Source organism: Mycobacterium sp. D16R24, from assembly GCF_002013385.1.
GTDB lineage: Bacteria > Actinomycetota > Actinomycetes > Mycobacteriales > Mycobacteriaceae > Mycobacterium.
Genome location: NZ_MAEV01000023.1, coordinates 1 through 20,861, shown reverse-complemented (window position 1 = coordinate 20,861; position 20,861 = coordinate 1). Strand labels below are relative to the sequence as shown.

The window sequence follows — 20,861 nt, the reverse complement described above, 5'->3', positions numbered from 1 at the left end:
AGAATTAGCGCTATGCCCCTCCCCGAATCCACCCGCTCAGTAGTTGTGAACTATGCACTCGCCGACTTGCCGGGCGACCTTGCCTGGCACGTCAGCTACTTCGATTTTATTGGCGATTCCGATCTCCGTGGTCGACTCGGACAAGAGTTCTACGCTGCGAGATGCCTATACAAGCTCTGGGAAGGGCTGAGGATTGACGAGCAGTGGGCGAGACAGGCGCAGGTGCAGTTGCAGGTTCAGCAGTATGCCTCGATCTACGAGGCATCCGTCCATCACCTTCTGTTTGTTGAAGCAGCCGACGAACCAATAGTTCAGCGCCTCAATGAGTACCGTGCGCTGGTCGAACGTCTGTTACCGGGCCACATTATGGACCGCATTCGTCGCCTCGATGCTGAGGACGCCAACGACATAGTCGGGGCAGTACTGGCGACGCGCCGCGCGCAAGAGTCAAAAATTCGGTTCGATAGCAAGGTTGCGGCGGCTGTGGAACTTGGAATTCTCGACGAGTCCCTCGGGCGAGAGGTCAAAGGCTTTTACACCGCCCGGAACTACATTCACATCCACGCAGAGATCCAACAGACCGATTTTGATTGGCAGGTCTCGTTCGCGCGCAACGCCTATCAGCGCTTGGAGCCATTCAAGTCGCAGGTCTCGTCTTGGCTTGCGAAGCGGGCATGACCAAAGTCAGCCCGCTGGGTTCGGGTGAGATCGCAACGTGGTGGAGTTCCGTTTCAACGTGTGACCAGCAAGGGGTAGGCGTCGTCGCATGCAAATGCGTTATCGCTCTACTCTGCCTCAAAGCTGGGGGTGACGTCCTGCTGAGTCGGTAGCGGTGGCAGCTGGTCCACGTACCGCAGGATCATCTTCCGCGTCAGCTGCACGTACTCAAGCCTCTTTGCAATCTCCGTGGCATCGCCACCCCCATGTCTGCGGGCCTGCGCCGCTACTGCGATTTCGCCAACCTGCTCCTTGGTGACGCCCAGTGCAGAACGAAGCCGATCCCATGACTTCGCCTTGTCCGTCTTCTCTGAATCTTTTGGCAGAACGAATGTCTGACGCAGGCTTTCTATCGCGCGATAGCAGTGGAAGGCGGCATCATCGTCCAGGCGTTGCGCCTGCCTCACGTCTGCCAGTGCATGGCGGAAGGGGGGGTTGCGAAGTGCCTCTGTGAAGAACGGAGTCGTGACTTCGGACTCAACACGCAGACCGTCTCCGACTACGAAGCGTGGCTGTGAGGGCTGGAAGAAGATCGCCCCTTTGTCGTCCAAAGAGGCGGTCAGCCGCTCGATCTCAAGCGAGGCCCCCCGATGGAAACCCAGAGTGTCGAGGCTTGCTCGGAGGACGACAAGGCATCGAAGCCACGTCCGCTCGATCCATTCATTGTCGACGTACTCCGGACCCTCGGTGTCTATGCGAACTTGGAATACGGACTCCTGGACAACGACTTGGATCGTTTCGTCGTCCACCTTCGACCACATTGGCGCATCGAAGAACCAGCCCCCCGACTGCGGCAGTACTTGGCCGACGAAGGTCACTCGGTGCTGCATTCGTGCAAGTTTCCCAGGTGAACGGAAGCAGCGGTAAGCAGGACGCGTACGCGCGCCAAGAAGTAATCCGCACCGCTCTGGCCGAGGCTGAGCGCGAGTATCAGAACACCCGGACCTACGACTACATCGCTCTGGTGATTCGTGACGGTCTGATCGTCAACGCGATACGTGCCGGTCTGTCCCAGAAAGAGATCGGCGGTCTGGTCAGCGATATGAACCAACCGCACGTGGCCAGGGTGAAGCGGCGGGCGGTCGCCCGCCGGGACGTGGTGCCGGGCGGCATGGTCGCCGCCGACGACGCCCAGGAACAGTCAGGTCTTGGCCCAGCGGCGTTCATGGACGCTGTGCGGGAAGGCCGCATCGAAGCGAAGCCAACCGGCACGTCCGGTGTGTGGGCGTTCCTGCCGGAAGACATCAGGGCGCTCGCCACTCAGTGAGTTGACACGATGGGCCTCCGGTGTCAGCGGCAGAATCATGACGGGGGCGGCGTCTGCTGGCCTGCCGTGTCATGACCTCTCCGCAGGGTCGGGGGTTAAGTTGCGTTTATGCCTGGACGGACGAATGACTTCCAAGAGCTGATCACGTTGCTAGTCCAGATCCTCGGCGAGGATCGCGCGGCTCCTTCGGCAATGGTGCGCAGCACCGTGCCGGGTGTTGGCAAGCGAGAGATCGATATTCGCGTGGAGGCGGAAGTTGACGGTGTTCCGCTCTACATAGGAATTGAGGCCAGCGCCTCAAAGTCTCGCCGCAAGTCTGTCGAGTGGGTCGAGCGTATGCGAGGGAAACACGAGCACCTGTCCACCTCCAAGCTGGTGCTGGTTTCGTCCAGTGGCTTCACCAAAGGTGCGTTGGCTCTGGCGCGCTACCACGGAATCGAGGCGATCACGCCCGGTGGTGTCACAGATGGCCTTGTCGGGGATGTCATCTCTAAGCTCTCGAGCCTCCGAACGGGGGTGCTCGCCGTCACCGCCGAGACGATCACTCTCCACATCGACCCGCCCATCGGCAAGGTCGCCACTATGACGATTCCGGTCGACGCTGCCGCAAAATTCACGGTCCACGGAGCCGACTCGGCGCAATTATGTGGCCTCGACGCGCTCGTTGAGCACTGGGTGCGTGAAAAAATCGACCCTGGCGGGGTGAACATGCGAGATCTCGAGAACGCGAATAGCGATGTCTTCAGCCTCACTCAACCTGGACCGATCGTAATAAACGGAGGGCCGATCTACGTTATAGGGGACGAGACCGATACCTCGACACCAACGAGCGAGGCGTCCTTGCCGACAACACTCCGCAAAATCACCCAGTTCAAGATCACAGGGAGGTTCGAGTTGTCGTGGATTGAGATGGAGCTTGAGCACGGCCAGCTCGTCGGCACGAACTTCTCACACGGCATTGCGGAGCTTGGCGCGGACAAGTTTCATTGGGCGATCACCGAGGGTGGTAAGCGGATCGGGGCCCGCGTCGCTCCGGTAGATAGTCCATTGGACGCCACGACCTATCGCAGCGTCGGGGGGAAACGTATGTCCAGAGTCGCCGAAGGCGCCGCCCAGAGTTAAGTGGCGCCGCACTGCCCTTAGTTTCTGTCAGTCGTGGCCTTGGGCTACCCGCCGATGCGGCGCGACCGTGGGCTGTGCACGCTGCCGATCGACACGGCCGGCGCTAGGCCTCGGCTAACGTCTGACCTGAGTGTTAACGTGTGTGCCGTGGTGGCAACGCCTGTCACATTCGCGCTTCCAGGTGAACGATCACCTGAATCATTGCGGAGAGGCCTGACTGATCAGGACATGTCCGAATGGGGTGCTGCGCCTTCTGGCGCGCCAATTCCATTGAGCCGGTGTACCGATATAGGCTGACGAAAGGACATCACAGTGGCTACGAAGGACGACAAGAACCTCCAGCAGGTCCTCGACAAGATCGCGGGGATGAATGAGTCTGCGCGCAGCGTCATGCGGCGCATGCACGACGTGATTGTTGCTGCCGCACCCGAACTCAAGCCGCGTATTTGGTACGGCATGCCGGGCTATGCCAAGTCCGCGAGCAGTCCTGTCCTCGTTTTCTTCCGCAACGATGACCTGATGAGCCTTGGGGTGACCGAAAAGGCCACGCTCAGGCCCGCCGGGGGCGAGGACGGACTATTGATTCCTGCGGCCTGGTACTTCGAGGGACTGGACGACGTCACCGAGCGGCGTGTCGCCGAGATCGTCCGCGCCGCGATCGCCTAGCCGATCGCGATCGAATTCACCCGATGGGTTCGACCCACTGAGCGCGGGATGGTCCGGCTTCGAAGGGCTCGCCGAAGTACTGCGTTTCGCGGACCACCTCGCCGTCGTCGAACTCCATGGTGCTCACCACATGAAAAGGTTTCGCGTCGTATGTCGTGACGAGCTCGCTGACCCATAGATCGCCACCACCGGTGATTCGTCGCACGGTAAACCGTTTCTTGTCCGGTTGCGCTTCGCGCGAGGCTTGAATGTTGGCGCGGCCCCGGATTTGCTCACCGGACTGCGGGTACTCGAGAACCGCATCGCGTCGGTAAAGACGATGTTCTGTATCGATGTCGTTCACGTCGGAGGCGGCCCAGTGTGCTTCGAGCGCGCCTCGCAGATCCATGTCACTCATGGCGGTCTTTCTCTCGATCAGATGCTTCCAGTCTCCCGGGCTTGTCGGGGCGCGCACCTAACATCTGGCTCACCGCGCAATCCGCCGATCATCGGCGGCATCTTCAGGAGGTCTACCCATGAGATTCGTTTCGACGCGAATCATCACCGCCGACGTCGATCGGTTGGTCACGTTCTACGAGACGGTTACCGAGGCAGTGGCCGTCTGGGGGAACGAACTCTTCGCGGAGATTCCGACTCCGGTCGGCACGCTGGCGATCGGCAGCGAGAAAACCGTTCCGCTGTTCGGGCAAGGATCTGCTGAGCCGGCGGCCAATCGCACAGCCATTCTCGAGTTCATCGTGGATGACGTGGACGCCGAATACGCCCGGCTTCGCGAGCAGCTCGCCGAGGTGGTCACCGAGCCGACAACCATGCCGTGGGGGAATCGCGCCTTGCTGTTCCGGGACCCCGACGGGAATCTCGTCAATCTGTTCACTCCGATCACGGCCGAGGCGCGCGCCAAGTTCGGGGTATGACCTGCCGTCGACGTTGGTACTGATGCAACGTCTATAAGTTGCGGCATAACATCGCTTGGTGAGTTCTGTTGTCTCTTTGACCTTTACCATCGACGCGTGGGCCGCCCGTGGATCGGTGTGAAGCTTTCCGATGGCACTGATTTCGGCTGCGATATGCCCACACCCGATGATGTTGATACCCGACATAGCCGGCGAGGCTGATGGAGGGTGGCGGCCGTTGCGTGACGCCTGCCTGGAATCGGTTCGCCGACTGAACATTCCGATCGCCGGTTGGGGGAATGTCATTGCGGAGAATGCACCCCACTTGGTTGTGATCGTCGGCGGTGACGACACGACCAGGAGTTTCGATCCGGCCTGCGCATACGGAAGCCTCTGGTCGAGCGGCATCCGCTGGCACTACGGGTGGGGTATCGACAGCGAGGACCCTCAGCCCTTACCGCTATCCCTGACTCTTGGGTACTGGCTCATGATTCAATCCAGGATCGGTGGTGAGGGGATGATCGTGGCCGATGTCGCCTTCCAAGCGATCGATTTCGATGCGTCGTCGGCGGCGTGCGCCGAACTGGGGCGGGATTGGCCGGGCGTGCTGAGCGTGTCGCGATGATTGTGATGGGTGAAGGATCAACATGCATGACTGCAGCTGATTGGGCGCGGGATGCCCAACGCGGAAAGCTGAGCGACGGCCAGATACTTCAGGCTCTTAGTGAAGCCGATGCGGGTGCCCTGGGCAGCATCGAGTTTCAAGGGACCGCAACCGGGCGGGCGGCATGGCAGGTGTTGGCAGGTGCGGCTGGCGATCAACGGTTCCACGGTCACCTTCACGCGAACGAATCACGCGGAGAAAGGCGATACTTCGCAGCTAGCTGGACGTCTCGGTCGTAGGACTGGACGAGGCAGAACTCATTTCCTTCGGGATCAAGCATGACGAGCACCACGCCCTCGTCGTAGTCATGGCGCTCGCCTGACCAAGTTCCGCCGAGGTGTTCGACTTGAGCATGTGCAACTTCGATGTCATCGACTTCAACATCGAGATGAAGCCGCACCTTCGAGGTCTTCGCCTCCGGCACGCGCTGAAAGGTAAGCCGTGGTTGATGGCCGGCGCGTGCCTAGCGTCGCCCACCCAGGATCGTCACCGTGCTCGGCGGAGGGTGCGAGGTCGAGCAGCGTGCCCCAGAACGACGAGAGCCGTGCCGGGTCCGCGCAGTCGATGGTGAGCCCCAGCCAGCGATTCGTCACCCCGTCATTGTTGACTGATCAACCGGAGTTGTCGCATATAGCCGGGCAATTCCCTTATGTGTCGAGGAATCTTCTGCGCACGCTAGTCCTGCACGTAGGACACGACCGCCATCATTCCGGCTTCGCCGTGATAGATGTTGTGGCAGTGGGTAAGCCACTGCCCGGGATTGTCGGCGTCGAAGTCCACCTCGACGGTCTTCATAGGGGCCACGAGAACCGTGTCCTTGCGGGCGCGGAAGGACCCCTTCGCGTCTCGGACCGAGAATGTGTGTCCGTGTAGATGCATGGGGTGGAACATCATCGAGTCGTTGATGAAACGCAGACGTACGCGTTGCCCCTCACGCACCGGCAGTCCATCGCGCGGGTCATAGGTCTTGCCATTGATGGTCCACGTGTACTTACCGACCGGCCCGGCCAAGCGCACGTCATGGGTGACATCTGGGTCACGGCGCTCGAGCTGGATCTCGGGGATAGCGCTGAGCGTCGCGGTATCCAGCGGCACCTGGGACTTCATCAGCGTTGCAGCGTCGTCGGCGCGGCCGCGCACCGGAGTATCGCCCGAACGCAGAATCAATTGTGCGAAACCATTTTTCCCCTCGGGCACGGCCACCAGCGGCACCGACGAACCCGGGATGGTGACGATGGCGTCGACCCGCTCGCCCATGGTGACCAGGATAGTGTCGGCCTGGTAGGGCTGCACCGGGAAGCCGTCGGTGTGCGTGACCGTCATCGGCACGCCGGGAATGCTGACCCGGAATGCCGTATCGCCGCCGGCGTTGACGATGCGCAGCCGCACGCGTTGGCCGGCGCGATAGGTAGCGGCGAACGGATCTGCGGCCACTCGTCCATTGATCAAATAGTGGGGGTACTTCACATCGCCGGCGTCCATACCCAGCGGCGCGGTCGGGTCCATCCCCATGCCTCCCATGGAGTGATCCATGGGAGGCATGCCCTTCGCGCGTAGCCCTTCGAGCACCCGGTCGGGATCGTTGCCGGTGCCGTCGATCCAGTCATCGAGGACGACGACCAGTTCATCGTCGTAGTCGGCACGCTCATCGGGATCTTCGATGATCAGCGGCGCGTAGAGCCCGCGATCGATTTGCGTTCCGACGTGAGGGTGGAACCAATAGGTCCCCGCGTGCGGCACCGCGAACTCGTAGTCGAACACCCCCGTCGGCGGGATCTCCGGCTGGGTGAGGCCGGGTACGCCGTCCATGTCATTGCGGAGCGCCAGGCCATGCCAATGGACGGTGGTGGGCGCGGGGAGGTTGTTGACTGTTTGCACGCGGAGGATTTCGCCCTTGCGAACGCGGATCTCCTGACCGGGTACCCGTCCTCCGTATGCCCATGTTGATACTCGGGTTCCGGCAAGGTCAATCTGGGCGGGTCCGGCATTCAGGGCGAACTGTCTGACCGGAGCCCCCTGGCTCCGCCGGGCGGCTTCCACTGCGCCGACCCGGGCCGAATCAGGGTTAATACGTTGCGTTATGGCGGTCGCGGGCGAGTTCTTGGTGCAGGACGCGAGAAATCCTGCCGCGGCAACTGTCATACCCAGACGGAGGAGTCCGCGGCGGTCAAGCAGTGGTGAATTGCTCGTTGTCATTGTCTATTTATACCCCTCGGGGGTATAAATAGACAATCGAATGCTGCTGTCACGACGTGTTGTCATCCGATGGCGAACTGCAACCGGTGCGGCGAAGCCCCATCGTGTCGGCTGTTCTTGCGTGGGCACTGACGTGCTGAGATTTGGCCGCCGGTCGCGACGGCAATGGATTGCACGCCTCGGGTCATGCAGGTCAACGTGGACTGCTGAGCACAGGTAGGTAGCGATCAGGTCACATACCCCGTGAGGGTATGTAAAATCGTGCTAGCCTCGCTACATGCTGACCGGAGCGCGCCGCACCCGTGGCCGTGGGCGGCTGTGGCTGGTTGCGGTCCTGGTTGCCATGGTCGCGAGCCTGCCGATCGTGCATTGCGCCTCCGCCGGTCACGGTGGCGCCGAGGCGCCACATCATCAGGCAACGCACGCTGCACTCAGCGGGCACGGTCCGGCAGCTACACATGCGCACCTCGATAACGCGGTGCATCAGATGGCATGCCAGACCGTGGACGGGCTGGTTGCTCTGACTCGCGGTCACAACCCTTTGCGGGTTCTCTTCGTGCTGGCGGCGTTGGTCCTCACCACTCTGGTGTTCCAGCCCATAGCCGCCCACCTCGCACGCGGTCCACCGCTGACCGCCGGCTATCGCGGGGCTCGAACGGGCCGCGACATTCTCATCAATCTCTGCGTCATTCGTCGCTGATCGGCGCCTCGGGCAAAGCGGAGTTTCGCCATGCCCACACGCCGTCATCAGCTTCCCGGCCGCGCCGTGCGGCCCCCACGCAGGGATTCTCAATGAACAACAGCATTGCTCTGTCATCTCGTCGTAGCTGCACTCACTTGGGGCCCAAGTTCCACGACCCCAACACGCTGGTGGGCAACACCCCGGTGCTGTGGGTATCGGAGCCGTTCGCGACGCCGGGCACCGGCTTCTGGGCCAAGCTCGAAGGACATAACCCCAACGGCATGAAGGACCGGCCCGCGCTGCACATGATCGAACAGGCCAGGGCGCGCGGGGATCTCAAGCCCGGCGCCATGATCGTCGAATCGACCAGCGGAACACTGGGCCTGGGACTGGCCCTGGCCGGAATCATTTATCGGCACCCGGTCACCCTCGTCACCGATCCCGGCTTGGAGCCCATTGTGAGCAGCATGCTGACGGCCTACGGTGCGCGGGTGGTCACCGTGACCGAGCCGCATCCGATCGGGGGCTGGCAGCAGGCACGCAAGGATCGCGTCGCCGAGATACTTGCCGCCGAATTGGATTCTTGGTGCCCCGACCAGTATCAGAACCCCGACAATGTTCACGCCTACCGCGGGCTCGCGGAGGAACTGATCGACCAGCTGGGAACCGTCGACACCCTGGTCTGCTCGGTGGGAACCGGCGGGCACTCCTCAGGTGTGGGGCGTGTTCTGCGGGAACACAATCCGAACCTGCGATTAGTGGGTGTCGATACCATTGGCTCCACGATCTTCGGGCAGCCGGCCAGCTCGCGGCTGATGCGCGGCCTCGGATCGAGCATCTACCCAGGCAATGTCGATTACCCCGCATTCGACGAAGCCCATTGGGTCGCACCGAATGAGGCCGTCTGGGCGGCCCGCACCCTGGCCTCCACCTACCATGCCAGCGGTGGATGGAGTGTCGGGGCGGTGGCGTTGGTCGCGGGGTGGGTAGCGCGGACATCGGCGCCCGAATCGCGCGTCGCCGCTATCTTCCCCGACGGCCCGATGCGCTACCACGGCACGATTTACGATGACGATTACTGCCGCGACCACGATCTATTGGATCGCCCACCGGCGCAGGATCCCGATGTGATCGACGATCCGTCGGATCGGGTGGTAGACCGCTGGACCAGGCTGACCCATGTGATCGACCCGATAGGACGCCCCGCGTGATGGAGACCTTCCGGCAGTTCCGGTCTTTCGATCGCCCCAGCCAGATCCTGATGGTGAACCAATTCACCATCAACGTGGGCTTCTACATGCTGATGCCGTACCTCGCCGGATACCTTGCCGGGCCATTGGGTTTGGCGGCGTGGATGGTGGGTCTGGTGCTGGGCGTCCGGAACTTCTCCCAACAAGGCATGTTTCTGGTCGGTGGCACCCTGGCCGACAGATTCGGATACAAGCCACTGATTGTGGCCGGATGTCTGCTGCGCACTGCCGGATTTCTGATGCTGGCCTTCGTCGGCTCGCTGCCGGCGATATTGATCGCCTCGGCGGCAACGGGTTTCGCAGGTGCCCTCTTCAATCCCGCGGTGCGTGCCTACCTGGCGGCGGATTCGGGGGAGCGTCGGGTGGAGGCGTTCGCGGTCTTCAACGTCTTCTACCAGGCGGGAATCCTCTTTGGGCCGATCGTCGGTCTGGCATTGACGGCGTGGGATTTCAGGATCACCTGTGCCGTTGCCGCAGCGGTTTTCGCGGCCCTGACGGTGATCCAATTGATGGCTCTGCCGCCGAACCGCCTCAAGCAGGATGTGGATCGGCAGCCCGTGCTCGCCGACTGGCGCTCGGTGGTGTCCAACAAGGCCTTCCTGTTGTTCTCCGGCGCCATGATCGGCTCGTACGTGCTGACGTTCCAGGTGTACCTGGCGTTGCCGTTTCAGGCGGCACTGCTGACCAGCGACAAGAAATCCGAAACGGTTTTAGTGACAAGCATCTTCGTGGTGTCCGGGCTGGTGGCCATCGCCGGGCAGGTGCGGCTCACCGGCTGGTTGTCCGCTCGATTCGGCCCCAGCCGCAGCCTGGTGCTCGGGATGCTGGTCATCGCGGCGGCCTTTGTGCCGCTGATGCTGCTACCCACAGCGGCGTCGGCAGGGCAACTCGCTGCGATCACTGCCGTGCTGTTGACGGCGGCTCTGCTGGCCGTGGGCACCATCGCGACCTTCCCCTTCGAGATGGACACCGTGGTCAGGTTGGCGGGTAACCGGCTGGTTGCCACTCACTACGGGCTGTACAACACGATCGTCGGTGTCGGCATTCTGGCGGGGAATCTCCTGACCGGTTCGATATTCGGCTATACCCAGCAGCACGGTAAGCCCGCCCTGTTGTGGGTATCGCTCACCGGCATTGGACTGGTGTGTGCGGCGGCATTGTTCGCGTTGCGACGGGCGGGGCTCCTCGACCGGGGTAGCGAAGTGGCGCAGGCTGCCCGTGCCTGAGTAGTTTGTGGAGGCCATGACCTCCCCTGCGAAAGCCATCAACCTCGTCAATCTCGAGAACGTCTCGAAGTCCTACGGCGTCAAGCCGTTGCTCTCGAACGTGAGTCTCGGGGTGCAAGCCGGAGACCGCATCGGAGTGGTGGGCCTCAACGGCGGAGGCAAGACCACGCTGCTGGAGGTACTCGCAGGTGTCGAGCCAGCGGATCAGGGCAGAGTGAGTCGCACCGGAGACCTGCGCCAAGCCGTCGTCACCCAGCGTGAGGACCTTGTCGGCGACACTGTGTTCGATGTCGTGATCGCGCCGCTTGGCGTCGACGAGCACGAATGGGCCGGGGATGCACGGATCCGTTCGATTCTCGACGGGCTTGGAGTGGCGGCCCTCGGCCTCGACAGACGGGTGGACCAGCTCTCCGGCGGCCAGCGGCGCCGGGTCGGGCTCGCTGCCGCACTCGTTCGCGATCTTGATCTGTTGATTCTTGACGAGCCGACGAACCACCTGGACGTCGAAGGCGTGCAGTGGCTGGCCGAGCACCTCCTCGCGCGGCGCACCGCGCTGGTGGTCGTGACGCACGATCGGTGGTTCCTGGACACCGTCGCCACCCGCACCTGGGAGGTCGTCGACGGCAGTGTCGAATCGTACGAAGGCGGATACGCGGACTGGACGTTCGCGCGTGCCGAACGGGGGCGGCAGGCCGACGCCGCGGAGGCACGTCGCCGCAATCTCGCACGCAAGGAGCTGGCCTGGTTGCGGCGCGGCCCACCCGCGCGCACCTCCAAACCCCGGTATCGGATCGAGGCGGCCGAAGCCTTGATTGCGGATGTGCCGCCGCCGCGAGACTCGGTGGCGCTCAGCGCATTTGCGCGTCGCCGTCTGGGGCGAATTGTCATCGAGCTTGAGGATGCGACGGTGACCACACCCACCGGTGAGGAGCTGGTGCGTGATCTGACCTGGCGCCTGGCCCCTGGCGAGCGCATCGGCCTGGTCGGGGTCAACGGATCCGGGAAGACAACCCTATTGCGCGTGCTCGCGGGCGCGGTGCCCCTGGCGGCGGGGCATCGCAAGGAAGGTAAGACGGTCAGCATCGGCTGGCTGCGCCAGGAACTCGACGACCTGCCAGGGGACATTCGGGTGCTCGATGCGATCGAGCAGGTAGCTCTCCGGATTGTGCTGGGCGACAAGGAAATGTCGGCCTCGCAGGTCGCCGAGATGCTCGGGTTCAGTCCGGCGCGGCAACGCACACCGGTCGCCGACCTCTCCGGTGGTGAGCGTCGGCGGCTGCAGCTGACTCGTGTGCTGATGGCCGAGCCGAATGTGCTTCTTCTCGACGAGCCCACCAACGACCTGGACATCGAAACCCTGCAGCAGGTGGAGGATCTGCTGGACGGCTGGGCGGGCACCCTGGTTGTGGTCAGCCACGATCGGTACCTCATCGAGCGGGTCTGCGATTCGACGTGGGCACTATTCGGTGATGGCAAGCTGACCAACCTGCCCGGAGGCATCGAGGAGTACCTGCGCCGGCATACCCAACCGGCTGCCGCTCCTGTGAAAGCCATATCGGATCGCGGCCGGGATGGCGCGGCACTGCGGAACGCACAGAAGGAGCTCGGCCGGCTCGAACGAGCTGTTGTGAAGTTAGACGAACGCGAGGCCGTGCTGCACGAGAAGCTCGCCGAACATGCCACCGATCCGGACCGGGTAGTCACCCTGACCGCCGAGCTCAATGCCGTCGTCGCCGAGAAGGACGCGGCCGAGGTGCAGTGGATGGAGCTCGCCGCGGAGCTCGAGTAGCTCCCGGTTCGGTCTTAACAACTTGTTCATGAAAAAGGCGAGGGCAGTCATGTGACTGCCCTCGCCTACAACTGGATGGATGGGTGAGAATCATCCGGGACTGGGCCCGGCATGCGATGCGCTACGCGCCTCGCCGATGCGTCCCCCTCTGGGGTTCGCCTACCTGCCGTTATACGGCTAGCGGGAACCACTCATCGGTCTGCTCCGAGTTGTCGCCCTCGACCAGCATCTCGCCGCTGTAGATGGCTTCGAAGTCGATCTCGATGACCGTGGCACCGAATTCCTCGTTCGTCATGTACTGAACAGTAGGGGTCACTATTAAGAAATCATTGAGTCACGAATCGGAAAAGTCTGGCAATTTTCGCTACACGCATCGGCCCAGGTCATAGACCATGAGCGGCCTTGCTGAACTCTTAAGAAAAAGGATTCGTGCCCTTGACGAGCACCCAGGCCGCGATCGCGCCCCCGAATCCCGCTATGACCAGCACCGATGAGACGGCTGCGGGCCACTCGTCGCGGCCAAATCGTCCGTCCACAGAAATGCGTCCCGGGCCAAGCAGCAGAACCGCCAGGGCGGCCGCGCCGAGAATAAGGGGGAACTGCAGCGCGGGGCCGGATGGGAAGAGGTCGTTTCTCTCTGAATAGGTCTGGACCGCGGCGTAGAGCATCGAACCCAGTACCGCACAGGCGCCGAAGGGAGTGAGCAGTCCGGCGACCAGCATGGCGCCACCGATGCTGTAGGTACCCGCAAGCACGCGTGTCGGGAGATCGGGATGCACGTCGATCGGTAACGAGCCGAGTTGCACGAACTGGCCGGAGGCGAACACGATGTTCAGCCCGTTCCAGCACAGCGTCACTCCCACCGCGACACGCAGGACCAAGAGTCCAATATCGTTGCGGGTCAATGGATCGCTGTACTTGCTGGTGCTCGGCACCGCGGAAGTCTATGGCATGGGGGCTATGGTGAATCCGCTATGGCGGCGGTCACTTCCCGGTACGACGACGGCAACGACATTCCCGGCATACCGTCCGTGCGGGTCGCGCGCGCCGACCTGACAGCGATTTCCGCGCTGACGGCCCTCGTGTTCGGCTGGGCCAGCAGGGGATACGGGTACTTCTTTGACGAGGCCTACTTCGTTGTCGCTGGGCGCGACCACCTGTCCTGGGGATACTTCGACCAGCCTCCGCTGTTGCCGTTCATCGCGGGCATGGCCGACAACGTCGCGCCCGGGTCGTTGTGGGTGCTGCGCCTCGCGGCGACCGCGGCGGTGGCGATCGGGACGTTGATGTGCGGGCTGATCGCCGCGGAGCTCGGCGGGGGCCGCCTGACGCAATCTCTGTCGGCGATCGCCTACGCCACCGCGATGTTCCAGATCCTGGCCCATTGGTTGCAGACGCCGGCCATCGATCCGGCGCTCTGGTCGGTGGTGTGCTGGCTGTTGGTGCGCTGGACCCGCAGCTTGCGGGAACGGCTGCCCGACGATCGGCTGCTGCTGTGGGCGGGAATCGTCACCGCGATCAGCGTGCAGACCAAGTTCCTCGTTCCGGCGCTCTGGCTTGCGGTGCTGTTGTGCGCGGCGGTCCTCGGTCCGCGCACGCTGCTGCGCCGTCGGCAATTGTGGACCGGGGCGGCTGTTGCCGTCGTGGCCACCGTCCCGACCCTCATCTGGCAGGCCACCCACGGGTGGCCGTACCTGCGGATGGCCGGGATCGTGGCGGCGGAGTCCGAACGTGGAGCGGCGCTGTTGGGGGGCATGCTCGTCGGTTCCGCGTTCCTCGGACTGGTGCTGCTGCTGGCGGGGATTGTGGCGCTGCTGGCGGCGTCGTTGCTGCGGCCCTATCGGTACCTGGGTGCGGCTGCGGTGTTGGTGGGGGCATTGATGTTCGCGACCCATGGACGTGCGTACTACGTCATGGGGTTGTACGCCTTGCTGATTGCCGCGGGCGCGGTGGGGCTTTCCCGCTGGCGTCCTTCTCGGCCCGCGATGCGGGGCGTGGTCTACACACTCGTCGGTTTGGTGACGGCCGCATCGGTGATCATGGCGATCGTCAGGCTGCCCATCGTGTCCGAATCGGCTGCCGTGCGCTGGTTTTCCTGGGCCGGTGCCATGGGGCCAACGATGCTCGCCGGAGGTGATCACTCGACGGAGGGCCTGCGCCAGGTGGCCAGGGATACCTACGATTCGATGCCGCCGGATGTGCGGGACCGCACGGCCCTGGTGCTGCAGATCTACCCCATGGCCGCCGCCTATGACGTCGAGGCGGGACGTGAGGGGCACTCCCGTGCCTACAGTTTCCACCGTGGGTACTACTACTTCGGGGCACCGCCGGAATCCATGACGGACATGTTGTACATCGGCGTCGACGATCCGGATCCCAAACTTGCTCAAGGCTTCCTGGGGGTGCAGCGGATCGAACTGTTGCACGCACCCGACGAGGACGAGGCACACGTCTACCGCTACTACGGCAGAATTGCGCCGTGGCAACAGCTATGGGACCAGTGGCGCACCTACAAGTAGGCGACTCGTTCGTCGAACAGATGGCGCCCCGCGACGCCCAGATGTACTGGATGTCGACCAGAATCCCGAACGATCAGTTCCTGCTGTTCTGCTTCGATTCGCCGACGCAGGATGTCGCCGCCCTGCGAGAGACGCTCGCCGAGCGCGCAGGGCGTATAGCGGATCTGCGGGTGCGAGCGGTCGACGTCGCCGGACACCTCGACTACCCGTACTGGGCGCCGCGTGACGAATCCGAGGTGCCCCTGACGGTGCACACGCTGCCAGATTCCAGCTGGACGCAGTGCCGATCCGCGATCGCCGCACTGCTCACGAGCACCGTCGATACCCGCGAAAGCCCTTGGCATCTGCATCTTTTCCCGGGTGTATACGGCGCGCCGCGGGCATCGGGTCCGGCCCTTGTCGCGGTACTGCAGGTATCGCACGCATTGGCTGATGGTCAGCGGGCCACTGCGGCCGCACGGGCATTGTTCGGCGATGAGGCGGGGGAGGTCGGGCCGCTGCCGGAAGTACCCGGGTATGCCGCACTGCGCGGGCTGGCAGGCTTTCCGGTGAAGCTGGGTCGGCTGCTGAGCGCAAGTCGCGATGGTTATCTGGCCTACCGTCAGCAGCAGGAGCTTGTCGCGGCGGGTGAGCTGGAGCCGGAACCGCAGGGATTCCCTCTGATCTCGCTGAATACACGGCCCGATGAGCATCGAGAGATCCGGATGATCGTGCGGCCACGCGATGAGCTTCGCGCCGACAACGTGAGCGTGACCGTCGCGGTCCTCACCGCGATCGGCATCGCGTTGCCGCAGTATCTGCGTGATCACGGACAGTGGGTTCCAGAGCGGCTGGGCGCGGAGGTAACCGTCGCAGCTGCTGGTGAATCATTGGCGCGCAATAACTTCCGAAATGTTGGCGTGGACCTGTGCTGGGGCGAAACGGATCTACGCGCTCGGGCCCGGAAGATCACGGACGGTATCGACAGCAGGCGCCGTCGCGCCGTGCACCCGGTGCTGGTTGCGCAACGTGCCGGAGGCGCGGCATTGCCCGCGCCGATGATGTGGGCGGGTGTCAACGCCTTCAACACCGACCTGATGCCGCCCACCGTCGCGGGTAACACGGTGGTGTCGAGCGTCGTCCGTGGCGCGGCCGATCTGACCGTTGCCGGTGGGCGGGTGGTGTTTACCGCCGGATTCCCGGCGCTCTCGCCGGTGATGGGCCTGACCCATGGGGTGCACGGGATCGGCGACACCGTGACGGTGAGCGTGCACACCAGTGCGGCGGTGATGCCCGATGCCGATCACTATGAACGCCTGCTGGCCGATGCGCTCACCGAGGTATCTCGCCAGTTGCGATGAGTTTTCTCAGCGCCGCGGGTCGATACCGATATGCCGACGATTACTCCATGCCTCTGGTTCGACACCCGCGCCGAAGAGGCCGCCAACTTCTACGTGTCCGTGTTTCCGAACTCCCGAATCCTCGAGGTCACGCACTACGGGCCGAACACTCCCATGCCGGAGGGCACGGTGCTTACCGTCGAATTCGAGCTCGACGGGCAGCGGTACACCGCGCTTAACGGTGGACCCCAGTTCACGTTCGACGAGGCGATCTCGTTTCAGATCGATTGTGGGTCTCAGGAGGAGGTCGACCGCTACTGGGAGGCGCTCACGGCTGACGGGGGAGAAGAGTCCCAATGCGGTTGGCTCAAGGACGATTTCGGGGTCTCCTGGCAGGTGGTCTCGCGTGAGCTGATCGACCTGATTTTCCACTCCGATCCCGTGACCGGTAACGCGGCGATGCAGGCCATGATGACCATGCGCAAGCTCGATGTGGCCGTCGCCAAGGAGGCGGTGGCCGCAGCGCAGTCCGGGTCTTAGTCGTCGTCGCCGAAGTCGACGTTCCAGCCCATGGACTTGTAGCGGCGTTTCTCCGACTCGCGGCGTTGCTTCTCGGCGCGTTCGTGCTCGGACCAGTCGCCGATGACGCCGGGGGATGCCTTGGGTAGATCGCCGAACAGCTCGTTGCCGTTGTCCCAGTTGATGAGGAACTCCGGGGTCTGGTGTTCGTCGTCGTCTTCGCCCTTGCCGCCGCGGCCGTGGGCGCCGCCCATCGGGGCCATGCCCATGCCACCCATACCCATTGCGCCACCACGGACTCCGGCACCGCCGATGCCGGCGGCGTTGGTTCCGGCGCTGCCCGGTCCGGGTACACCCGCGCCACCGCGCAATGCTCCTGGGCCGTTGAGGGTTCCAGTGCCTGAGCCTGACCCTGAGGGCGAGCTGAAGCCGGCCGAGGTGGTGGTGCCGGGTGCCAGTCCGGAGCCTGATCGGTCGGAGCCGGCGCCCAGACCGCTGAGTGCATTGCCGAGGCCGCTGCCCGAACCGCCGGAGCCGCTTTGGGGGCTGCCGCCGCCCGAGCCTCCGCCGCTGCCTGCACCCGCGCCTTGGCCTTGTCCGCTCTGGTTACCCGAGCCGTCGCTGTAGGCGGGCTTGGTGTTCTTATCGGCGAGGCCGTTGGCCAGGTTATTTGAGGAGCTGGGGCTTTGGCCGCCACCACCGCCGTTTTGGCCTCCGCCACCGCCACCGTTGTCGCCGGATTCGGTTCCGTTGCTGGGCTGCTGAAGCGTGATGTTGCCGGGGTTGTTGCCCTTCGGTGGCTGGACATCGGTGACATTGTCGCCCTCGCGAACCACGGGCTCGCTGAACAAGCCAACCATCTGTAGGCGCGCGAAGAACTGTTCCTGGTTCTTCAGCTGTTGTATGTCGGCATCCGACGATCCAGACTTCTTCTTCTGTGCGACCTCGGCATCGGACATCGGCGGCTCGATACTCGACTTGGCGGCACTCATCGCTTCGCCCAGCGGTGGCATCCTGTCCGCCACATGCCGGATACTGAGGATGCCTGTCTCTGAGGCGCGAAAGTATTCGGACATGTTGGTCTGCAAGGATTTTGCCGCCTGGCCGCGCCAATCCTCGACCAGCATGCCCTGCACCTTGCCGCCGAGAGTGTGCATGATGTCGCCGAGCTGCTCGGCGATGCTGTTAATCGATTCCTTGGCGGCCTGCGGGCTACCAGTCTGGAAAGCCTGGGCGGCGTTGTAGATGGACTGGTGGTCGTGGCCTTCCCAGTGTTCCTTCTGGATCTGCTTCTTCCCCATGTCTTCTCCTCCTGAAAACTATTGGCTCTAAGGTATTTTTGGCTCGATCTGCTTCATGATCTGCAGGGCCAATGGGCATTGGTCGTATCGTTGCTCGGTCAAGTCGAGATTGAGATCAACCTGGACAGCGGCGATGGCTTGTTGAGATGGAATGGCCACCGTGCAACTCGCGCCGTTGACATTGTGTACGAGCCATCCAGATCGCGTACCAACGGTGATCGGCTCGTGACGGTCCCACTTGTCATTGGGCTGCGCTAGTTGAGACAACGGTGTGTCTACCGCGTACACCTTGATGCCCCATTTCGGTCCGTCCCAGATGCAGCCTCGAACGTTCTGGCCGAACGCGGTGGTGTGTGCGTCACGTTTGTCGGGTTTTACTTCCCACGTCGCAACATCTGCGTCGGTAATCGCGGTGCACGCGTCGAACGTTGTTCCTGCTACCGGGTTGCGATCGGTACTTGTTGTTGAGGGCGACGCGCTGGCAGACGATGAAGGTGAGGTCAACGAGGTTGAGGCGGAACCGGTAGGAGGCGTGCCTTGGATTCCGTCGTGTGTGCACCCCGCAACTAGCGCAGTCGACGTGGCGACGACAGCGACCCATTTCTTCTTCATTGGTTGAGTCTTCCTGACCCGTCAGCTGGTGGTGGGCGGCGGGTAGACGCCCAGGCCATTGCTATCGATCGTGTCGCCTCTAAGCTGCTCGAACGACTCCGCGTTGCGGTGCTCGGTGTTGTCGTACTCGTTCTGCGCGACCTTGGCCCACTCGGCCCACGTCTTCACCGTCTTGATATGTGCATCAATGACTGAGGCGACTGAGTCTGACGCGCCGGTGACCAAGTCGTTCAATGCGCTGTTCCAAGACGTGCCTTCCGCGCATGCACCCATGCCGAGTTCAACTTCGAACGCTAATGCGTCTCGGCGGAGCGCCTCCAGCTTGTCGACGGCTCCGCTGAACTCCTGTGACACCTTCGTCGCGGCTCCGGGTGCTAGATGCAGCTCGTTCATATCGAGCCCTGATTCTCCGGGCATGGACGCTCCCCTCGCTGGTCAAGCAGACATGTTTGTCCTACATATAGCTCTGACGTTAGAACACCGCGTTTGGTTCCATGCTTTTTCGGATGAGGAGGAACTTGGGTCGTCAGGTTCCTCTCGTAGGCCAGCCTGGATCGGCGGGCAGAGTCGGGAAGTCGCTGCGCGGGTGTTCGCCACTGACGTAGAAGAGCCGCTTGTCATAGGGGTCGGGAGCTTTGGCAGTGCAAGTTCGTTGGTCGCGCTCGAACACCTCTTTTGGCCATGGATTCGCGGGTTCTGCAGGGGTGCTGTAGCCATTCGTACGAAACGCAGTAGCGATTTTCCAGCCCCCGAACACGTCAGTGCTAGGGCTGGGTGCGGCCCCAATCTGCGGTGCGTTGGTGGGCCCGGGGTTTGCGCTGGCCGGTGGGGTGAAGGTGATCCGGTAAACGAAGCTGCCAATATCATCGCTTGCGAGTTGTTCGGGGAGAAGCCGTCGCTGGCGGTAGTAGCTGTAGTGCCCGTTTTCTTGCAGTGTGCCGACGCCGTAGTCCCAGGAACACACCAGAGCGATGTAGGCGCCGAGGTCGTCTCGGGTGAGGGACAGAATGTGTTGACGCCAGGTTCCCGCAATGGGAGTGGTGACTTCGAAGCCGTCGGTGGTGAGATTGTGGTCGCCCCGGACCAGTGGTCGCACCGAATGCGTCCACCTGCTGTAATTCCTCTGAGGTACGGCATTCTCGAACCCGGGGTAATAGAAGGCAGGATCGGCCATCAGGCCGCCGAGTATGAAGGATTCGCGGTAGGCGCGCACTATGACGGCCGGGCCAGTGGCCAAATCGATGCCGGGTTCGGCGCTCCAGCGCATCCGCAAGTCTTGGGTCAGGCCCGTGAACGGTACCGGTGTTGGTTTTGCTGTGCTGGTGGGCGGTGTGCTCGTCGGTGTGGCGGTAGGGCCGATGCTGCTTGGGGTTGTGCATCCACTGACGACGAGCACCAAGGTGAGAACCCATATCGGTAATTTGTGCATCGGGGCTCGGGTCATTTGGTGGCCTTAACTGCGTTGTTGTAGGTGCGTTCCAAATATCCTGCGTTGTTTTCTTGTCCCGGCACTATGCGGATGACCCTGGTCATATCCGTCTGGTAATCGGCGATCGAGTACGCGTTGCCTTTGATTGCGACCATCTCTTCGTATGTCCTCAAGCGCGGGTGGGTGGGGCCGGCGCTTTGGTCGTTGGCAAGAATATCCGGGATGGTGATCTGGTTGGGCTGAAGGACGCCGTTCGCGAGCAATGAGTTGGCGAGGAGTTGCTGGCTTTGGGCGATGGACATATTCGGTGCCGTGGTGTCGAACGTTTGACCCGCTGTGGGCGCTGGGCCAATGATGCCGGACTTCAGGGCCTCGGCGGTGATGTCGACACCTGCGCCGAGTGCCGGCCCACCGGCGGCACCGGCTCCGAAGGCCAGCACCTTTTGCGCTTCGCCATAGGCCAATTGCTTTAGTTCGTAAAGGTTTTGGGCTCTGTCGAAATCGGATTTACTGGCCGCATTCTGCTGGGCGTCGTTGGCTGCAATGAGCCCGGCATCGGCCAGTCCGCGGAACCGGCCCGCATCTGTGAGATCGCCGGTGGAGTCCGCATTGTTGTGTTGAACTTGCTCGGCGTAGTGATCCATGGACTGGATCGAATTGGCATACAGCGCGCCGTCCAATGTTTTGGCG

23 protein-coding genes and 2 pseudogenes are annotated in these 20,861 nt (G+C 62.9%); 13 read left to right on the top strand and 12 right to left on the bottom strand.

Annotated features, from left to right (window positions below; genetic code table 11):
* Positions 1-12: 12 nt before the first annotated feature.
* Positions 13-678: a hypothetical protein gene (locus B4383_RS19610; protein ID WP_078292867.1), complete on the top strand. Its 666-nt coding sequence runs from the start codon at positions 13-15 to the stop codon at positions 676-678.
* 107 nt (positions 679-785) lie between these two features.
* On the opposite strand, the gene B4383_RS19605 is transcribed toward B4383_RS19610, so the two are convergent.
* Positions 786-1,547, bottom strand: a complete 762-nt coding sequence (locus B4383_RS19605; protein WP_078292866.1) for a hypothetical protein — start codon at positions 1,545-1,547, stop codon at positions 786-788.
* Between the two features lie 17 nt (positions 1,548-1,564).
* Here B4383_RS19605 and B4383_RS19600 point away from each other — a divergent pair, with 17 nt between their 5' ends.
* The 3 genes from B4383_RS19600 (at position 1,565) to B4383_RS19590 (ending at position 3,772) form a co-directional block, all read left to right on the top strand.
* Positions 1,565-1,984: a hypothetical protein gene (locus tag B4383_RS19600; RefSeq protein WP_139360902.1), complete on the top strand. Its 420-nt coding sequence runs from the start codon at positions 1,565-1,567 to the stop codon at positions 1,982-1,984.
* Positions 1,985-2,176: 192 nt separating this feature from the next.
* Positions 2,177-3,106 (top strand): hypothetical protein, encoded by a 930-nt coding sequence (locus B4383_RS19595; RefSeq protein ID WP_139360901.1) that lies wholly within the window; start codon positions 2,177-2,179, stop codon positions 3,104-3,106.
* Positions 3,107-3,418: 312 nt separating this feature from the next.
* Positions 3,419-3,772: a DUF1801 domain-containing protein gene (locus tag B4383_RS19590; RefSeq protein ID WP_286150683.1), complete on the top strand. Its 354-nt coding sequence runs from the start codon at positions 3,419-3,421 to the stop codon at positions 3,770-3,772.
* Between the two features lie 16 nt (positions 3,773-3,788).
* Here the strand turns inward: B4383_RS19590 and B4383_RS19585 are convergent, their stop codons facing one another.
* Positions 3,789-4,169: a nuclear transport factor 2 family protein gene (locus tag B4383_RS19585; RefSeq protein WP_078292862.1), complete on the bottom strand. Its 381-nt coding sequence runs from the start codon at positions 4,167-4,169 to the stop codon at positions 3,789-3,791.
* 118 nt (positions 4,170-4,287) lie between these two features.
* Between B4383_RS19585 and B4383_RS19580 the strand changes: the two genes are divergently transcribed.
* Both B4383_RS19580 and B4383_RS27465 read left to right on the top strand, forming a co-directional pair.
* Positions 4,288-4,686, top strand: coding sequence for a VOC family protein (locus tag B4383_RS19580; protein WP_078292861.1), 399 nt, complete (start codon positions 4,288-4,290; stop codon positions 4,684-4,686).
* 166 nt (positions 4,687-4,852) lie between these two features.
* Positions 4,853-5,568, top strand: a pseudogene (locus B4383_RS27465) (hypothetical protein).
* Here B4383_RS27465 and B4383_RS27220 read toward each other — a convergent pair.
* From B4383_RS27220 to B4383_RS19565, 3 genes are all read right to left on the bottom strand, one after another.
* Positions 5,505-5,753, bottom strand: a complete 249-nt coding sequence (locus B4383_RS27220; RefSeq protein WP_286150681.1) for a VOC family protein — start codon at positions 5,751-5,753, stop codon at positions 5,505-5,507. The pseudogene B4383_RS27465 and the gene B4383_RS27220 overlap by 64 nt on opposite strands.
* A complete protein-coding gene (locus tag B4383_RS27460; protein ID WP_353615631.1) occupies positions 5,707-5,922 on the bottom strand; it encodes a VOC family protein in 216 nt (71 codons plus the stop codon). Before B4383_RS27460 ends, B4383_RS27220 begins: the two co-directional genes overlap by 47 nt.
* An 82-nt stretch (positions 5,923-6,004) precedes the next feature.
* Positions 6,005-7,525: a multicopper oxidase family protein gene (locus B4383_RS19565; RefSeq protein WP_078292860.1), complete on the bottom strand. Its 1,521-nt coding sequence runs from the start codon at positions 7,523-7,525 to the stop codon at positions 6,005-6,007.
* Positions 7,526-7,868: 343 nt separating this feature from the next.
* On the opposite strand from B4383_RS19565, the gene B4383_RS19560 reads away from it, so the two are divergent.
* From B4383_RS19560 to B4383_RS19545, 4 genes are all read left to right on the top strand, one after another.
* A complete protein-coding gene (locus tag B4383_RS19560) occupies positions 7,869-8,225 on the top strand; it encodes a hypothetical protein (RefSeq protein ID WP_078292962.1) in 357 nt (118 codons plus the stop codon).
* A gap of 167 nt (positions 8,226-8,392) precedes the next feature.
* Entirely contained in the window at positions 8,393-9,418 is a 1,026-nt protein-coding gene (locus B4383_RS19555) for a PLP-dependent cysteine synthase family protein (protein WP_078292961.1), read from the top strand.
* Positions 9,418-10,683, top strand: a complete 1,266-nt coding sequence (locus B4383_RS19550; protein ID WP_078292859.1) for an MFS transporter — start codon at positions 9,418-9,420, stop codon at positions 10,681-10,683. The genes B4383_RS19555 and B4383_RS19550 overlap by 1 nt, the downstream gene beginning before the upstream one ends.
* 7 nt (positions 10,684-10,690) lie before the next feature.
* Complete coding sequence (locus tag B4383_RS19545; protein WP_078292858.1) at positions 10,691-12,472, top strand: ABC-F family ATP-binding cassette domain-containing protein; 1,782 nt, start codon at positions 10,691-10,693, stop codon at positions 12,470-12,472.
* Between the two features lie 169 nt (positions 12,473-12,641).
* On the opposite strand, the gene B4383_RS27215 is transcribed toward B4383_RS19545, so the two are convergent.
* Together B4383_RS27215 and B4383_RS19540 are read right to left on the bottom strand one after the other, a co-directional pair.
* Positions 12,642-12,767 carry a hypothetical protein gene (locus tag B4383_RS27215; protein WP_044104255.1) on the bottom strand — a complete coding sequence of 42 codons (126 nt, stop codon included), beginning with the start codon at positions 12,765-12,767 and terminating at the stop codon, positions 12,642-12,644.
* Positions 12,768-12,885: 118 nt separating this feature from the next.
* A complete protein-coding gene (locus tag B4383_RS19540) occupies positions 12,886-13,407 on the bottom strand; it encodes a DoxX family protein (RefSeq protein WP_078292857.1) in 522 nt (173 codons plus the stop codon).
* A gap of 39 nt (positions 13,408-13,446) precedes the next feature.
* Between B4383_RS19540 and B4383_RS19535 the strand changes: the two genes are divergently transcribed.
* The 3 genes from B4383_RS19535 to B4383_RS19525 are packed head-to-tail and all read left to right on the top strand — an operon-like array spanning position 13,447 to position 16,850.
* Positions 13,447-14,991 carry a glycosyltransferase family 39 protein gene (locus B4383_RS19535; RefSeq protein WP_078292856.1) on the top strand — a complete coding sequence of 515 codons (1,545 nt, stop codon included), beginning with the start codon at positions 13,447-13,449 and terminating at the stop codon, positions 14,989-14,991.
* Positions 14,964-16,331, top strand: a complete 1,368-nt coding sequence (locus tag B4383_RS19530; RefSeq protein WP_078292855.1) for a WS/DGAT domain-containing protein — start codon at positions 14,964-14,966, stop codon at positions 16,329-16,331. The genes B4383_RS19535 and B4383_RS19530 overlap by 28 nt, the downstream gene beginning before the upstream one ends.
* A gap of 30 nt (positions 16,332-16,361) precedes the next feature.
* Positions 16,362-16,850 carry a VOC family protein gene (locus tag B4383_RS19525; RefSeq protein WP_078292854.1) on the top strand — a complete coding sequence of 163 codons (489 nt, stop codon included), beginning with the start codon at positions 16,362-16,364 and terminating at the stop codon, positions 16,848-16,850.
* Here the strand turns inward: B4383_RS19525 and B4383_RS19520 are convergent.
* The 5 genes and pseudogenes from B4383_RS19520 to B4383_RS26760 all read right to left on the bottom strand — a co-directional run.
* Positions 16,847-18,130, bottom strand: a complete 1,284-nt coding sequence (locus B4383_RS19520) for a hypothetical protein (RefSeq protein ID WP_078292853.1) — start codon at positions 18,128-18,130, stop codon at positions 16,847-16,849. The two genes, B4383_RS19525 and B4383_RS19520, sit on opposite strands and share 4 nt — an antisense overlap.
* 27 nt (positions 18,131-18,157) lie before the next feature.
* Positions 18,158-18,742, bottom strand: a complete 585-nt coding sequence (locus B4383_RS19515; RefSeq protein WP_078292852.1) for a DUF3558 family protein — start codon at positions 18,740-18,742, stop codon at positions 18,158-18,160.
* A gap of 21 nt (positions 18,743-18,763) precedes the next feature.
* On the bottom strand, positions 18,764-19,159 hold the full coding sequence (locus B4383_RS19510) for a hypothetical protein (protein WP_078292851.1): 396 nt from the start codon (positions 19,157-19,159) through the stop codon (positions 18,764-18,766).
* Positions 19,160-19,268: 109 nt separating this feature from the next.
* Positions 19,269-20,186 carry a hypothetical protein gene (locus tag B4383_RS19505; RefSeq protein ID WP_286143735.1) on the bottom strand — a complete coding sequence of 306 codons (918 nt, stop codon included), beginning with the start codon at positions 20,184-20,186 and terminating at the stop codon, positions 19,269-19,271.
* Positions 20,183-20,861: pseudogene (locus B4383_RS26760) on the bottom strand (hypothetical protein); the annotation flags it as partial. The pseudogene B4383_RS26760 and the gene B4383_RS19505, both read right to left, overlap by 4 nt.